A 14630-nucleotide genomic window follows, 5' to 3' on the forward strand; every position below is an offset into this window, starting at 1 on the left:
GGAACGACGGGCACCACGGGCACGACCGGAACGACGGGCACCACGGGCACGACCGGAACGACGGGCACCACGGGCACGACCGGTACCACCGGCACCACCGGCTCCGCGACCGGTGGCAACGACGTCGGTACCTGCACTGTCGACCTCGACGGCGCCGAGTGCGTCGACAACACGGACACCGACAGCGTCGGCAACAAGCCGGTCGAGCAGAGCAAGGGCAAGGAAGAACTCGCCGAGACGGGCGCGGCCGAGACGACCTTCCTGGTCGTGGGCGCCGCCACGATGATCGCCGGCGGCATCGGCTTCCGCATCCTGCCGCGTCTGGTGGGCGGCGGCCGTACGGTCGCCTAGTCCCCTACGGGCCCGCGACGGCCCTCAGCGGGAGCACCAGGGGCCGTGAGGGCCGCAGCGCACACAAGGGGCTCGGGAGGGCATTGACCGCCTCCCGAGCCCCTTGCTGTGCGCTGCGGCCCACCGGCCTGCCTGTACGCGCGGTGTGCAAAGCCGTACGGTACGCCGACACCGGGGCGTATCCCCACGGCGAGGGACGGCCGTCAGGGGCCGCGCCAAGGGCTGGGGCGCCGGGTCAGGCCGCCTGGTGCGCCAGCAGCGCGAGCGCCGTCAACAGGACCACCATCAGGACGATCAGCGTGAGGGGACTCATCCCGGCGAACGGGCCCTGACCCTGCTCCTCCAGCATCTGCTGTCGCACGGCACGGCAGACACGGCAACGGCCCTCGCTCACGGGCGCCGCGCAGTTCGCGCACACCAGTCGGTCATAGGTCATGCGCATTCCTCCTCCCGCGCGGCGGAGCCGCTTGTTCCCATTCTCTCCGCACAACGCTCCGGGGAACACGACTGTTCCCCTCACCACTGTGCCAGCTCGCGTCGCGTTCGGCGCGGCCCGCAGGGCACCGCCCGCGGGGGGCTGTCCCGCTGCGGGGACAGACCCGCCATAAAACGCCCATGGGGGGACGCCGCCTGCGCGCGTGAGCCCGGTTCGCGTATGGTCACGCTCACCTACTCCCGGACGACCGTGGTGCATCCGTGATCCGATTCGACAACGTCTCCAAGACCTACCCGAAGCAGAACCGACCGGCTCTGCGCGATGTCTCACTGGACATCGAGAAGGGTGAGTTCGTCTTCCTGGTGGGCTCCTCCGGCTCCGGCAAGTCGACCTTCATGCGGCTGATCCTGCGCGAGGAGCGCGCCAGCACGGGCGCGGTCCATGTGCTCGGCAAGGACCTCGCGCGGCTCTCCAACTGGAAGGTGCCGCAGATGCGCCGCCAGCTGGGCACCGTCTTCCAGGACTTCCGCCTGCTGCCCAACAAGACGGTCGCGCAGAACGTGGCCTTCGCGCAGGAGGTCATCGGCAAGCCCCGCGGTGAGATCCGCAAGGCCGTGCCCCAGGTCCTCGACCTCGTCGGCCTCGGCGGCAAGGAGGAGCGGATGCCCGGCGAGCTCTCCGGCGGTGAACAGCAGCGCGTGGCCATCGCCCGCGCCTTCGTCAACCGCCCCATGCTGCTGATCGCGGACGAGCCGACCGGCAACCTCGACCCGCAGACCTCTGTCGGCATCATGAAGCTGCTGGACCGGATCAACCGGACGGGCACCACCGTGATCATGGCGACCCACGACCAGAACATCGTCGACCAGATGCGCAAGCGCGTCATCGAGCTCGAACAGGGCCGTCTCGTCCGTGACCAGGCGCGCGGCGTCTACGGCTACCAGCACTGACCGAGGGGCCGCGGCCCCTCGCGCATTTCGAGCATCGAGTACTTGAAAGGACGCCATGCGCGCCCAGTTCGTCCTGTCGGAGATCGGCGTCGGTCTCCGTCGCAACCTCACGATGACCTTCGCCGTCGTGGTCTCCGTCGCCCTCTCGCTCGCCCTGTTCGGCGGCGCGCTGCTGATGCGCGAGCAGGTCAGCACGATGAAGGACTACTGGTACGACAAGGTCAACGTCTCGATCTTCCTCTGCAACAAGAACGACGCCAAGGACATGCCCAAGTGTGCCAAGGGCGCTGTCACCACGGAGCAGAAGAAGCAGATCAAGGCCGACCTGGAGAAGATGGAGGCCGTCGAGAAGCCGGTCCACTTCGAGACGGTCGACGAGGCGTACAAGCACTACCAGGAGCAGTTCGGCGACTCCCCGATGGCGGGCAACATCACGCCCGACCAGATGCAGGAGTCGTTCCGGGTCAAGCTGAAGGACCCCGAGAAGTACAAGGTCGTCGCGACGGCCTTCGCGGGACGTGACGGCGTGCAGTCCGTCCAGGACCAGCGGTCCATCCTGGACAACCTCTTCGAGCTGATGAACGGCATGAACGTCGTCGCGATCTACGTGATGATCCTGATGCTGGTCATCGCGCTGATCCTGATCGTCAACACCGTGCGCGTCTCGGCGTTCAGCCGGAGACGCGAGACGGGCATCATGCGCCTCGTGGGGGCCTCCGGCTTCTACATCCAGGCCCCCTTCATCATGGAGGCGGCCGTCGCCGGTCTGATCGGCGGCGTACTGGCGTGCGCGATGCTGCTCGGCGGCCGGTACTTCCTCATCGACGGCGGTCTCGCGCTCCAGGAGAAGCTGAACCTCATCGACTTCATCGGCTGGGACGCGGTGCTCACCAAGCTTCCGCTGGTGCTCGCGATCGGTCTGCTGATGCCCGCCGTCGCCGCTCTCTTCGCGTTGCGCAAGTACCTGAAGGTGTGACATGTGCCCCCTGGGGCGTGCGCACGAGTGCCCGCGCGCCCCAGAGGGCCTGTCCTAGACTCGTCGCCATGTCGGGCTCTGCGCACCGCTTCCGGCCCCGCGACCTCCGCCGCGGGGCGTTCCTGACATTGGCCTTCGGGTGTGCTCTGGCCACCGGGGCGGTGACCGGCTCGCTGCCGCGGACGCCCCCGCCCCGTCCCGATGTACAGGCCCGTGCCGTCTCCTCCGCCGTGGCCCCGGTCGACCGCGAGGAGATCGAGGACGCCGCCGCGGCGGCGGCGGCCGACGGGAAGTCCGTGAAGGACGCCGCCGGAGAGGTCGTCAGCCGCAGCGGCGACCGCTGGGGCGCGGTCTACGACGAGCGGGAGTTCGAGGAGTTCGAGCAGGCGCTGGACGGCTCGTACACCGGCGTCGGGCTCTCCGCCCGGCGCACGGACGACGGCGACGTCAGTGTGTCCCGGGTCCAGCCGGGCGGGCCCGCTGACCGGGCCGGCATCCGCGCCGGGGACCTGCTGCGCACCCTGGACGGCCGCCGCGTCGACCGGCGCCCGGTCGCGGAGGTCGTCGCGTTACTGCGCGGTGACGGTACCGGAGCGGCCGAGGGCAGCCGGGTGGAGGTCGGGCTCCAGCGCGGCGACCGGAGCTGGACGGAGACCCTGGTGCGGGCTCGGCTGACCACGGAGACGGTCACGGTGAAGCGGCTGGGTTCCGCGCCCTCCGCAGCGGTTCTGATCAAGGTCGCCGGCTTCACCAAGGGTGCGGGGGCCGAGGTCCGGGAGGCGGTCAGGACCGCACCCGGCGACGCGGGGATACTGCTCGACCTGCGCGCCAATTCCGGGGGTCTGGTCGCCGAGGCCGTCGTCGCGGCCTCCGCCTTCCTGGACGGCGGGCTGGTGGCCACCTACGACGTGCGCGGGGAGCAGCGCGCCCTGTACGCGGACCCGGGCGGGGACACGGACCGGCCTGTCGTGGTCCTGGTGGACGGGGGCACGATGAGCGCCGCCGAGCTGCTGACCGGTGCGCTCCAGGACCGGGGCCGCGCGGTCACCGTCGGTTCGCCGACCTTCGGCAAGGGCTCCGTGCAGATGCCGAGCAGGCTCCCGGGCGGTTCGGTGGCCGAACTGACCGTCGGCCACTACCGCACGCCGGGCGGCCGCAACGTCGACGGCCAGGGCATCACACCCGACCTCGTGGTGCACGAGAGGGCCCAGCAGCGGGCCGAGACGGTATTGAGTGGCCTCGGGGGCGGGTCGTAGTGCGAAAATGACCGCACTATGGCGAAGGAAAAAGACACCGGGCGCAAGATGGTCGCGCAGAACAAGAAGGCGCGGCACGACTACACGATCCTCGACACCTACGAGTGCGGTCTCGTCCTCATGGGCACGGAGGTCAAGTCCCTGCGCATGGGGCGGGCCTCGCTGGTCGACGGCTTCGTGCAGATCGACGACCACGAGGCGTGGCTGCACAACATCCACGTCCCCGAGTACGTCCAGGGCACCTGGACCAACCACGCGGCCAAGCGGAAGCGCAAGCTGCTGCTGCACCGGGCCGAGATCGACAAGCTGGCGTCGAAGTCGCAGGAGACGGGCCACACCATCGTGCCGCTCGCGCTGTACTTCAAGGACGGCCGGGTCAAGGTCGAGATCGCGCTCGCGAAGGGCAAGAAGGAGTACGACAAGCGCCAGACGCTCCGCGAGAAGCAGGACACGAGGGAGACGAACCGCGCCATCGCGGCGGCCCGCCGTCGGCAGCGGAACGCCTGATCGGGGCCCCGCTCCGGCGGGGCCGGCGGCCCCGGCCGGAATAGGCTGGCATCGTCCGGCGTTGTTCACGTACGATGGGTCCTGCACCTCGGCGAAGGTGCGCGATTTGAAAAATCAACATGGGGATGATCGGTTTCGACAGCGGATGTCGAAGCAGGGGAAGCGAGTCGAGGAAGCGGCAATGATCTCGTAAACCATATGTCGCAAACAATAATCGCCAATTCCAAGCGCGATTCCTCCGCCTTCGCCCTCGCTGCCTAATTAGCAGCTAAGCGAAGACTCTGCGGAGTGTCAGCCCGGGTTTGATCCCGACCCGGATCCTGGCATCAACTAGGGATCTAAACTTCTCGGCCCGGCCACGGGGCCGAGAAGGAAATCAAACAGTGGCTGGGCCTGTCGGAGGCTTGTTCGCGTGACCTCCGGGGCCGAGAAAAGCGCAGCGAACTGCACTCGGAGAAGCCCTGGTTCCGCACCGTTGGACGCGGGTTCGATTCCCGCCATCTCCACCACCCCATGTAAGCCTCCGCCCCGCGTGTTCACTCGCGGGGCGGAGGCTTTTCCCATGGCCGCGACCGGACCCGGCCGCCCGGTCGGGACTTCCGTACGGGGTCGGCGAGAGCGGCCCGGCTTTCGCGGCCGCACTCGTCCGGGACCGTGCTGCCCAGCCGTGGCAGGCCGCTGACAGGTGGTGATTGCGGGAGCCGCCCCGTCACCGCGCGCCCGACCCGCCTGGCGGTTCCGCGCCCGGCCCGCCCACCGGACGCGCCCGCGATGGCCAGGGCCAGGCCCGCCGCGCACAGGGGGGCCGCGTAGCCGGGCACCGTTCCGGCATGCTCGACCAGCCAGCCGCCGGTCGCCGCGCCGGCCGCGACCCCGCCCAGCAGAGCGGTCACCGCCAGCGTCATTCCCTCGTTCAACTGGCCGGCGGGTGTCGCCCGTTGGATCAGCGTCATGCCCGTGACCATGGTCGGGGCCGTCGCCGCGCCCGCCAGCAGCAGACAGAGCGCCAGGAGGGGCAGGGAGGCGGCTTGGGCGACGGCCAGCAGCGGCAGGGACATCAGCGCCGTCATGGCGGTCAGGCAGAGCAGCAGCCGGAGACGGACGTCGCGGGCGGGCCGCAGCGATCCGTAGACGAGGCCCGCCGCACACGACCCCGCCGCCTGGAGCGCCAGGATCGCGCCCCCGGCATGGGCGATGGAGACGACCTCCAGCGCCCCGAACACCGCCCCCGTGGCGAGGAAGACGGCGAGCAGCGCGGGCGTCCCCGGGGTGCGCAGAGGCGAGAGAGCATTCCGCGTACGGGGCGTGGCGGGCGGTTCGGTGGCCCGCTGGGCGGCGAAGAGGAGCACGCCGCTCATCAGCAGCACGGCGCCCGCCAGGGTGCCCGCCTCCGGGAACAGTGCCCCGCAGAGCGTCGCGGCGAGGACCGGGCCGAGCATGAAGCAGAGCTCGTCGGCGGCCTGCTCGAAGGAGTTGGCGGTGTGCAGGGCCGCGGGGTCGCCCCGGTGCAGACGCGCCCAACGGGCCCGGGACATTCCGCCGGTGTTGGGGGTCGTGGCGGTGGCGGCGTACGCGGCGAAGAGCGTCCAGGCCGGGGCGTCGTGGCGCACGCAGAGCACCAGCGCCAGGGACCCGAGTACGGCGATGGCGGTGGCGGGCACGGCGACTCGCGCCTGCCCGTAGCGGTCCACGAGCCGTGCGGTGAAGGGCGCGACGAAGGCCGTCGCGGCGAGCCCGGTCGCTGTGACGGCCCCGGCCAGGGCGTACGACCCGCGGGACCCAGCGATCATGATGACCGCGCTGACGCTGAACATCCCCATCGGAAGCCGGGCGATCAGGCTGCCCGCGAAGAAGGCGCGCACGCCGGGCGCCGCCAGCAACCGGAGGTAGGGGCCTGCCGGCCGTCGTGCGCGTACGGCGCCCGGCGCCGAGCGCGGGGCCGCGACCAGCTGCCCGCCGGAGACGGCGAACAGGGGGGTGGCGGCACAGGCGGCGGGGAGGGCGGCCCGGACCGGCCGGCGGGGCGGGACGGTGCGCGTGGCCGGGGGCGGATCGGGCCGGGCGGAGGGCCGCGGGGAGCGGGCCGCGGGCAGGGGCATGGAACCAGGCTCACCGCACCCCGCCGCCCGGGTCCAACACCTCTCCGGGCCGATTCACGCGGCTGTGTTGTGAGCGGTGTCCCGCGTTGTAGATTCGCGGGCGTGCCCGCCTCCGACACCGACCCCCGGCTCCTGCGCGCCTTCCTCGCCGTCGCGCAGGAGCTGCACTTCACCCGTGCCGCCGCCCGTCTCTTCGTCGCCCAGCAGGCGCTGAGCCGGGACGTCCGGCGGCTGGAGCGCGAACTCGGCGCCGAGCTGTTCGTCCGCACCACCCGCCGGGTCGCCCTCACCCCGGACGGCGAGCGCCTCCTGCCCTACGCCCGCCGGGTCCTCGACGCGCACGCCGAGCTGACCGACGCCTTCGGCGAAGCCGCCGCCCGGCCGCTGCTCGTCGACCTGAACAGCGACGGGTCGACCGGGGCCCGGGTGCTGGCGCGGGCTCGCGAGCTGGTCCCGGAGTGCGAGCTGATGGCCCGGTTCGAGTCCGGACTGACCTGGGCCGCCGCCGAGATCCTGGCCGGACGGCTCGACGCCTCGTTCGGCCGGGCCGCGGGACTGGCCCCCTCCGTGCGCGCGGAGCTGTCCGTGCAGCCCGTGCGGTACGAGCCGATGGCCCTGATGCTGCCGGCCGCGCACCCTCTCGCCGCGCGGGAGGAGATCGCGCTGTCCGAGCTGGCCGGACAGACCGTCTACGCGGGAGCCGGCAACGAACGGACCCTGGAGTGGACGGACCTCGCCGCGCGGCTGTTCGCGGACCGGGGCATCGAGCTGGCCCCGCCCATCCCGCTCGCGGTGGGCGTGGCCGAATTCCAGCGGGTGACCGCGAAGGCAGGGCACCCCGTGCTGGCGGTCCTCGGCTTCCCACCGCTGCCGGGGACGGTGCTGCGCCCGCTCGTCGGACCCGTTCCGCTTTCGCCGGTGGCCCTGGTCTGGCGCCGGGGCCTGCGGCACCCCGGAGTGGACGCGTTGCGGAGGGCCACAGACCAGTTGGCAGCCGAGGAAGGGTGGCTGGAGCAGCCGCGCGGATCATGGCTTCCGCAGGGCGACCGGTCACTGATGCGCAACCGTTCCTGATCAATTCCGCTCAGGGCTCTCGGGCGTCAATGCCGTGCGTTACATTCATCGTCCGGGTGCAGGAACTCCAGGATGTGTGGACGAGTGGGGACCAGTCCAACAGTGAGAAACCGGTCAATTCTGTGCGCCTGTTTCTTCGAGTGGGGGATGGGCTTCAGCTGTGGACGACTGGTGTGAGGGCGAGAGAACCGGGCCCGCGCGGGGGCGGACCGGGCCTGCGACGCAGGAGCGAACCGGGCCCGCGCATGAGGCGGCCGGGCGCCTGCGGGCGAGGACCGGGACCGCGTACGGGACGACCGGACCCGCGCGCGGGCTCGACGACTCGACGCTTCAGCTCGGCGGGCTGAGCGGGCGGTTCGCGGACCTGCCCGGCGGGCCCGTCCCGCCGGACGGCTCCGACGGCCCGGTCTTCGTCGACGCGAGCGGCCGTCGCAGCAAGACCCTCCGGCGCGTCGGCTGGGTTCTCGCCACGGCCTGTGCCGCCTACGCCGTGACCCTGGTCCTCGCCGTCCTCGGCGGCAACTCCAGCGCCCCCTGGCTGCCCGTCTCCGGGCACGAGGAGAAGACGAGGGCGGAGGAGCCGGAAGCGGTCCCCGCTCCCGGCGCCGACGTCACGCCGTCCGCCGAGCCCACTCCCGGCCCCACCGTCCCGGCCGTCGCCCCGCAGCCTGCGGCCCCCCGCCGCGCCTCCCCGACGGCCACCTCCGCCGTCGTGCCCGCACCGCCTCGCCCCTCCGTGACCGCCGTCCCGTCGGCCGGCGCCGGGGAGAGCGAGGACGGCGGGGGCAGCGAGGCCGACCGGGACGGCGAGCCCGACGACCCGGCCCCCTCCGCGTCGACCGCACGGCCACCGGACGACGCCCCGCCGCCCCCGGAACCGGAGCCGTCCGGCCCGACGAGCGCTCCCGCGAAGACCCCCGACCCACCGGCGCGGGAGGAGCGCACCCCCTAGGCAGCGCCCGGACGCTCCCGCGCCCGGACTCCGGCACGACCGGAGGCCGCCCCGGACCCCCGTCCCATCCCCGCCCGCCCCGGCGCGGGCCGCCCGGGTCCCGCGACGCTTCGGCCGACCCGGCTCCGAGTCCCGGCGGCCGACGCCCGGACACGAGACACCCACCGTCCTGCGCCCCGCCCGTCCTGCGGCCACGGCCCCGGCCGCCGGGCCGGCACGTCCCCGCTCAGCCGCCCCGGACACGGGCCGTCGAGGCCCGCCCCCTCCTCCACCGTGCGACCGCACCTGCCGGCTCCCGCCCGGCCCCCACCCCCAGGAAAGGCCCTGAATGACCTCCCCCGTCCCGCAGGGCAGGCGTGACCGGTCGAAGCGCTCCGCGCCCCGGCGGACCGCTCGCGGCAGAAGCCGCCTGCGGCTCCCCATGCGCTACCTCCTGCCGTCGGCCCTGCTCGTCGCCCTGCTCGCGATGCTGATGCTCCGCGGCTACGTGCACAACGAGATCCTCGCCGACCACCGGATCAGCGCCGCCGACCGGGCCACGGAGGTGCCCGAGCAAGTCCTGTCCGGGGGGCCCGTCATCGACGCCCGCTCCGGCGACCCCACGACGCTGCGCATACCCGACGGCCGGATCGTCCTGACCTTCGACGACGGGCCGGACCCGGTGTGGACGCCCAAGGTGCTCGACAAGCTGAAGGAGCACGGCGCCCACGGGGTCTTCTTCGTCACCGGGAACATGGCCGCCCGGTATCCGGAGCTGGTCGAGCGGATGGTCGCGGAGGGCCACGAGATCGGCCTGCACACCTTCAGCCACCCCGACCTCTCCCACCAGTCCACCGGGCGCGTCGACCGGGAGCTGTCGCAGAACCAGCTGGCCCTGGCGGGCGCGGCCGGCATCCGCACCTCGATCTTCCGGCCGCCCTACTCCTCCTTCTCGAACGCCATGGACAACACCACCTGGCCGGTCACCGAGTACATCGGCAGCCGCGGCTACCTCACCGTCGTCAACGACACCGACAGCCAGGACTGGAAGCGACCCGGCGTCCGCGCCATCGTCGAGCGGGCCACGCCCCAGGACGGCAAGGGCGCCATCGTCCTGATGCACGACTCCGGCGGCGACCGCTCCCAGACCGTGGCCGCCCTGGACGTCCTGCTGCCCCGGCTCCAGCAGGACGGCTACACCTTCACCCGCCTCACCACCGCGCTGGGCGCCCCCAGCGCGCACACCCCGGTCACGGGCGCCGCGCTGTGGCAGGGCAAGGCGTTCGTCTCCGCCGTCGCCGTGTCAGAGCGGGTCACCGGCGTCCTGGTCGTCGGCCTCGCCGTCATCGGCGTCCTGGTCCTCGCCCGGTTCGGGCTGATGCTGCTGCTCTCGTTCCTGCACGCCCGCCGGGTCCGCGCCAGGAACTTCCGCTGGGGCGAACCGCTCACCCGCCCGGTCTCCGTCCTGGTCCCCGCCTACAACGAGAGCGCGTGCATCGAGGCGACCGTGCGCTCCCTGGCCGCCGGCGACCACCCGATCGAGATCATCGTCATCGACGACGGTTCCACCGACGGCACCGCCGACCTCGTCGAGGCGATGCGGCTGCGCGGCGTACGGGTCGTGCGCCAGCGCAACGCGGGCAAGCCCGCCGCCCTCAACAACGGCATCCGGCACGCCCGCCACGACATCGTCGTGATGATGGACGGCGACACCGTCTTCGAGCCGTCCACCGTCCGCGAGCTGGTCCAGCCCTTCGCCGACCCCCGGGTGGGGGCCGTCGCCGGCAACGCCAAGGTCGGCAACCGCGCCTCCCTGATCGGCTCCTGGCAGCACATCGAGTACGTGATGGGCTTCAACCTGGACCGCCGGATGTACGACCTGCTCGGCTGCATGCCCACCATCCCCGGCGCGGTCGGGGCGTTCCGCCGCGAGGCCCTGGAGCGGGTCGGCGGGATGAGCGAGGACACCCTCGCGGAGGACACCGACGTCACCATGGCCCTGCACCGCGACGGCTGGCGCGTGGTGTACGCGGAGAACGCCCGCGCCTGGACCGAGGCGCCGGAGTCCGTGCAGCAGCTGTGGTCGCAGCGCTACCGGTGGTCGTACGGCACGATGCAGGCCATCTGGAAGCACCGCCGCGCGGTGATCGAACGCGGGCCCTCGGGCCGGTTCGGGCGGGTCGGACTGCCGTTCGTCTCCCTTTTCATGGTCCTCGCCCCGCTGCTCGCGCCCCTGATCGACGTGTTCCTGCTGTACGGGCTGGTCTTCGGCCCGACCGGCAGGACCGTCGCGGCGTGGTTCGGCGTGCTGCTGGTCCAGGCGGTCTGCGCCGCGTACGCCTTCCGGCTGGACAAGGAACGCATGACGCACCTGGTCTCGCTGCCGCTCCAGCAGATCCTGTACCGCCAGTTGATGTACGTGGTGCTGCTCCAGTCGTGGATCACCGCGCTCACCGGCGGCCGGCTGCGCTGGCAGAAGCTGCGCCGCACCGGTTCCGTGGAGGCCCCGGGCGGCACGGCCGCCCAGCACCCGCAGCGGCCCGCCGCCCGATGAGCGCCGCGGGCGGTTGCCCGCCCGCACCGCGCCGCCCCCGCGCGGTGCGGCGTCCAGCGCGGCCGAACCCCACCTCACCGGGCCCGGCCCCGTCCCGTGAGAGCACGGTTGCCCACCGGTCACCTTGCGGTGCCATGCCGAAACGCGGACCCTCTACCGTCGGGGAACACACCCCGAGCACCTGTGGAGGAGCATGATGGCCGGCCGTTGGATTGAGAGCTGGGAACCGGAGGACGAGACCTTCTGGCGGGAGCGGGGGGAGCGCGTCGCCCGGCGTAATCTCTGGTTCTCCGTGCTCTCCGAGCACATCGGGTTCTCCATCTGGACCCTGTGGTCGGTGATGGTCCTGTTCATGGGGCCGGAGTACGGGATCGACCCGGCCGGCAAGTTCTTCCTCATCTCGACCGCCACCCTGGTCGGCGCCCTGGTGCGGGTGCCGTACACCTTCGCCGTCGCCCGGTTCGGCGGCCGCAACTGGACGGTCGTCAGCGCGGTCGGCCTGCTGGTCCCCACCATCGCCGCGTATCTCGTGATGGAGCCCGGCACCTCGTACTCCACGTTCGTGGCGGTCGCCGCGCTCACGGGAATCGGCGGCGGCAACTTCGCCTCCTCGATGACGAACATCAACGCCTTCTTCCCCCTGCGTGAGAAGGGCTGGGCGCTCGGCATCAACGCGGGCGGCGGCAACATCGGGGTGCCGGTGGTCCAGCTGGCCGGCCTCCTCGTCATCGGCACCCTGGGCGCCTCGCACCCCCGGGTCGTGCTCGGCGTGTACATACCGCTGATCATCCTGGCCGCCGTGTGCGCCGCCCTGTACATGGACAACCTCCGGCCCGTGCGGAACGACGCCGGAGCCGCGGTGGACGCGGCCCGCGATCCGCACACCTGGATCATGTCGGTCCTCTACATCGGCACCTTCGGCTCGTTCATCGGCTACAGCTTCGCCTTCGGCCTGGTGCTCCAGACCCAGTTCGGCCGCACCCCGCTCCAGGCCGCCTCGCTGACCTTCATCGGCCCGCTGCTGGGCTCCGTGATCCGGCCCGTGGGCGGCCGGCTGGCCGACCGGTACGGCGGCGCGCGGATCACCCTGGCCGCCTTCGTCGCGATGGCCGCCGCCACCGGGGTCGTCATCCGGGCCTCGCAGACCGCCTCGCTGCCCGTGTTCCTCGTCGGCTTCATCGCTCTGTTCGTCCTGACGGGGCTCGGCAACGGGTCGACGTACAAGATGATCCCCGGCATCTTCCACGCGAAGGCGATCGCCCAGGGGCTCGACGAGGAGTCGGCCGCCGCCCACGGACGACGGCTCTCCGGCGCGGCCATGGGCCTCATCGGGGCCGTCGGCGCCCTCGGCGGGCTCGCGATCAACCTGGCCTTCCGCCAGTCCTTCCAGGACTCCGGCACCGGGACGGCCGCCTTCTGGTCCTTCCTCGCCTTCTACGGGGTGTGTTCGGCCCTCACCTGGGCGGTATACCTTCGCCGCACCGAACCCGTCGCCTCCCGGGCCCGCTTCGGCTACGCGGACGTGTAGCGGCGGGGCGGGGGACGGCAGTTTGGACACGAACGGTGTACGAGTGACGTAACGGGGGGGAAATGCGGGGGGACCGAGCCTGTCACGCGGGATTGACAGGCTCGTCCTTCGCGCCAACGCCCACCAGCGGAACATCAGGAGTCGGGGAACACGCCATGCAGGACGACGACGCAACGCACGGGCCCCTGGCGGGCTTCACGGTCGGGGTGACCGCCGCCCGGCGCGCCGAGGAGCTCGGCGCCCTCCTGGAACGTCGCGGGGCCGCTGTCCTGCACGCCCCCGCCCTGCGCATCGTGCAACTCGCCGACGACAGCGAACTTCTGCGCTCCACGCAGGAGTTGATCGACCACGCCCCCGACGTCGCGGTCGCCACCACCGCGATCGGCTTCCGCGGCTGGATCGAGGCCGCCGACGGCTGGGGCATCGGCGACGCCCTCCTGGACCGGCTGCGCGGCGTCGAGCTCCTCGCCCGGGGCCCCAAGGTCAAGGGCGCCATCCGGGCCGCCGGACTGACCGAGGCCTGGTCGCCCGAGTCCGAGTCGATGGCCGAGGTCCTCGACCACCTCCTCGCCGAGGGCGTCGAGGGCCGCCGTGTCGCCCTCCAGCTGCACGGCGAGCCGCTCCCCGGCTTCGTCGAGTCCCTGAAGGCGGCGGGCGCCGACGTCGTGGTCGTGCCGGTCTACCGCTGGATGCCCCCCCTGGACATCGCCCCGCTCGACCGGCTCCTCGACACCGCCGCCGCCCGCGGCCTGGACGCGATCACCTTCACCAGCGCCCCGGCCGCCGCCTCGTTCCTGGGCCGCGCCGAGACCCGCGGGCTGCTCCCCGAGGTCGTCGGCGCGCTGCGCGACGACGTCCTGGTCGCCTGCGTCGGACCGGCCACCGCCCTCCCGCTCCAGGCCCGGGGCATCCCGACCGCCCAGCCGGAACGCTTCCGGCTCGGCCCGCTCGTCCAGCTCCTGTGCTCCCGGCTCCCCGGCACCGCCCGGGTCCTGCCCGTCGCCGGCCACCGTGTCGAGATCCGCGGCCACGCCGTCATCGTCGACGACGAGGTGCGCGCGGTGCCGCCCGCGGGCATGGCCCTGCTGCGCGCCCTGGCCCGCCGCCCCGGGTGGGTGGTGGCCCGCGCCGACCTGCTGCGGGCGCTGCCCGGCAGCGGCACGGACGAGCACGCGGTGGAGACGGCGATGGCCCGGCTGCGCTCAGCGCTGGGCGCGCACCGGCTGATCCAGACCGTCGTCAAGCGCGGGTACCGGCTGGCGCTGGACCCGGCGGCGGACACCAAGTACGGAAGCTGAGGGGCGCAGGCCCTGCCGGGAGCGGCCCCCGGGAAAACGGGTGGGGCCGCCGGGCCGGGCGCGGATAGCGTGACCGGATGACCGACCACAGCCACCCGCTCGGCCCGGGCGTGCGCTTCCGGCCCGCCGCGATCGGCGACGCGCCCTCCTTCGCGGCCGCCCTCACCCGTAACCGCGGGTACATGAGCCGCTGGGAGCCCGTGCGCCCCGGAAGTTTCTACACCGTCGAGGGGCAGGCCGCCCGGCTCACCGCGCTGCTCGCCGAGCGGGACGCGGGCCGGGCCATGCCCTGGGTGCTCGCGGACGCCGACGACCGGGTGGTCGCCGCCTTCACGCTCTCCGGCATCGAGCACGGCCCCTACCGCAACGCCCGCCTCGGCTACTGGGTCGACGCGGACCACGCCGGGCGGGGCCTCGCCACCGCCGCCGTCGGCGCGGTCTGCGAGGCGGCGCGTGAGGGCCTGGGCCTGCACCGTGTCGAGGCGGCGACCGTCACGGACAACGGCGCCTCCCAGCGGGTGCTCGCCAAGAGCGGGTTCCGGCGGTTCGGCACCGCGCCGGGCTATCTGCACATCAACGGCCGCTGGCGCGACCACCACCTGTTCCAGCGGCTCCTGCACGACGACCCGCCGCAGCCTTGACCTCCGCCGCCGCGGGCCGTGCGGGCGAT

Annotated in this window: 12 protein-coding genes, 1 other RNA gene and 1 pseudogene; 12 read left to right on the plus strand and 2 right to left on the minus strand. The window is 72.7% G+C overall.

Annotated features, from left to right (window positions below):
- Positions 1-351: pseudogene (locus tag V9U70_RS29420) on the plus strand (LPXTG cell wall anchor domain-containing protein); the annotation flags it as partial.
- 235 nt (positions 352-586) lie between these two features.
- Here the strand turns inward: V9U70_RS29420 and V9U70_RS29425 are convergent.
- A complete protein-coding gene (locus V9U70_RS29425) occupies positions 587-787 on the minus strand; it encodes a hypothetical protein (protein ID WP_336680219.1) in 201 nt (66 codons plus the stop codon).
- A gap of 260 nt (positions 788-1047) precedes the next feature.
- On the opposite strand from V9U70_RS29425, the gene ftsE reads away from it, so the two are divergent.
- The 5 genes from ftsE to ssrA all read left to right on the plus strand — a co-directional run bounded on the left by ftsE (position 1048) and on the right by ssrA (position 4985).
- Positions 1048-1737 carry a cell division ATP-binding protein FtsE gene (ftsE, locus tag V9U70_RS29430; protein ID WP_336680220.1) on the plus strand — a complete coding sequence of 230 codons (690 nt, stop codon included), beginning with the start codon at positions 1048-1050 and terminating at the stop codon, positions 1735-1737.
- 55 nt (positions 1738-1792) lie between these two features.
- Positions 1793-2713 carry a permease-like cell division protein FtsX gene (ftsX, locus tag V9U70_RS29435; RefSeq protein ID WP_336680221.1) on the plus strand — a complete coding sequence of 307 codons (921 nt, stop codon included), beginning with the start codon at positions 1793-1795 and terminating at the stop codon, positions 2711-2713.
- A gap of 68 nt (positions 2714-2781) precedes the next feature.
- On the plus strand, positions 2782-3969 hold the full coding sequence (locus V9U70_RS29440; protein ID WP_336680222.1) for a S41 family peptidase: 1188 nt from the start codon (positions 2782-2784) through the stop codon (positions 3967-3969).
- An 18-nt stretch (positions 3970-3987) separates the two neighbouring features.
- Positions 3988-4476: an SsrA-binding protein SmpB gene (gene smpB / locus V9U70_RS29445; protein ID WP_336680223.1), complete on the plus strand. Its 489-nt coding sequence runs from the start codon at positions 3988-3990 to the stop codon at positions 4474-4476.
- A 121-nt stretch (positions 4477-4597) separates the two neighbouring features.
- Positions 4598-4985, plus strand: a transfer-messenger RNA (tmRNA) gene (ssrA, locus tag V9U70_RS29450).
- A 27-nt stretch (positions 4986-5012) separates the two neighbouring features.
- Here ssrA and V9U70_RS29455 read toward each other — a convergent pair.
- The gene (locus V9U70_RS29455) at positions 5013-6575 is read right to left on the minus strand and encodes an MFS transporter (RefSeq protein ID WP_336680224.1); all 1563 of its coding nucleotides are present in this window, start codon (positions 6573-6575) and stop codon (positions 5013-5015) included.
- 102 nt (positions 6576-6677) lie between these two features.
- Here V9U70_RS29455 and V9U70_RS29460 point away from each other — a divergent pair, with 102 nt between their 5' ends.
- The 6 genes from V9U70_RS29460 to V9U70_RS29485 all read left to right on the plus strand — a co-directional run bounded on the left by V9U70_RS29460 (position 6678) and on the right by V9U70_RS29485 (position 14601).
- Positions 6678-7649: a LysR family transcriptional regulator gene (locus V9U70_RS29460; protein WP_336680225.1), complete on the plus strand. Its 972-nt coding sequence runs from the start codon at positions 6678-6680 to the stop codon at positions 7647-7649.
- A 160-nt stretch (positions 7650-7809) separates the two neighbouring features.
- Complete coding sequence (locus tag V9U70_RS29465) at positions 7810-8601, plus strand: hypothetical protein (protein WP_336680226.1); 792 nt, start codon at positions 7810-7812, stop codon at positions 8599-8601.
- 421 nt (positions 8602-9022) lie between these two features.
- Positions 9023-11134, plus strand: a complete 2112-nt coding sequence (locus V9U70_RS29470; RefSeq protein ID WP_336680410.1) for a bifunctional polysaccharide deacetylase/glycosyltransferase family 2 protein — start codon at positions 9023-9025, stop codon at positions 11132-11134.
- Positions 11135-11330: 196 nt separating this feature from the next.
- A complete protein-coding gene (locus V9U70_RS29475) occupies positions 11331-12662 on the plus strand; it encodes a nitrate/nitrite transporter (protein WP_336680411.1) in 1332 nt (443 codons plus the stop codon).
- Between the two features lie 155 nt (positions 12663-12817).
- Entirely contained in the window at positions 12818-13960 is a 1143-nt protein-coding gene (locus tag V9U70_RS29480; protein WP_336680227.1) for a uroporphyrinogen-III synthase, read from the plus strand.
- A 77-nt stretch (positions 13961-14037) separates the two neighbouring features.
- Positions 14038-14601, plus strand: coding sequence for a GNAT family N-acetyltransferase (locus V9U70_RS29485; protein ID WP_336680228.1), 564 nt, complete (start codon positions 14038-14040; stop codon positions 14599-14601).
- The last annotated feature ends 29 nt before the right edge of the window (positions 14602-14630 follow it).

Origin of the sequence: Streptomyces pratensis (genome assembly GCF_037137275.1) — a bacterium.
In the GTDB taxonomy this organism is placed as follows: Bacteria; Actinomycetota; Actinomycetes; order Streptomycetales; family Streptomycetaceae; genus Streptomyces; species Streptomyces pratensis_B.

Coding starts and splice junctions, on each gene's coding strand:
- V9U70_RS29425 (WP_336680219.1), bottom strand. CDS start 787: ATGACCTATGACCGACTGGTGTGCGCGAACTGCGCGGCGCCCGTGAGC.
- V9U70_RS29455 (WP_336680224.1), bottom strand. CDS start 6,575: ATGCCCCTGCCCGCGGCCCGCTCCCCGCGGCCCTCCGCCCGGCCCGAT.
- smpB (WP_336680223.1), top strand. CDS start 3,988: ATGGCGAAGGAAAAAGACACCGGGCGCAAGATGGTCGCGCAGAACAAG.
- ftsX (WP_336680221.1), top strand. CDS start 1,793: ATGCGCGCCCAGTTCGTCCTGTCGGAGATCGGCGTCGGTCTCCGTCGC.
- V9U70_RS29470 (WP_336680410.1), top strand. CDS start 9,023: ATGCGCTACCTCCTGCCGTCGGCCCTGCTCGTCGCCCTGCTCGCGATG.
- V9U70_RS29440 (WP_336680222.1), top strand. CDS start 2,782: ATGTCGGGCTCTGCGCACCGCTTCCGGCCCCGCGACCTCCGCCGCGGG.
- V9U70_RS29480 (WP_336680227.1), top strand. CDS start 12,818: ATGCAGGACGACGACGCAACGCACGGGCCCCTGGCGGGCTTCACGGTC.
- V9U70_RS29475 (WP_336680411.1), top strand. CDS start 11,331: ATGGCCGGCCGTTGGATTGAGAGCTGGGAACCGGAGGACGAGACCTTC.
- V9U70_RS29485 (WP_336680228.1), top strand. CDS start 14,038: ATGACCGACCACAGCCACCCGCTCGGCCCGGGCGTGCGCTTCCGGCCC.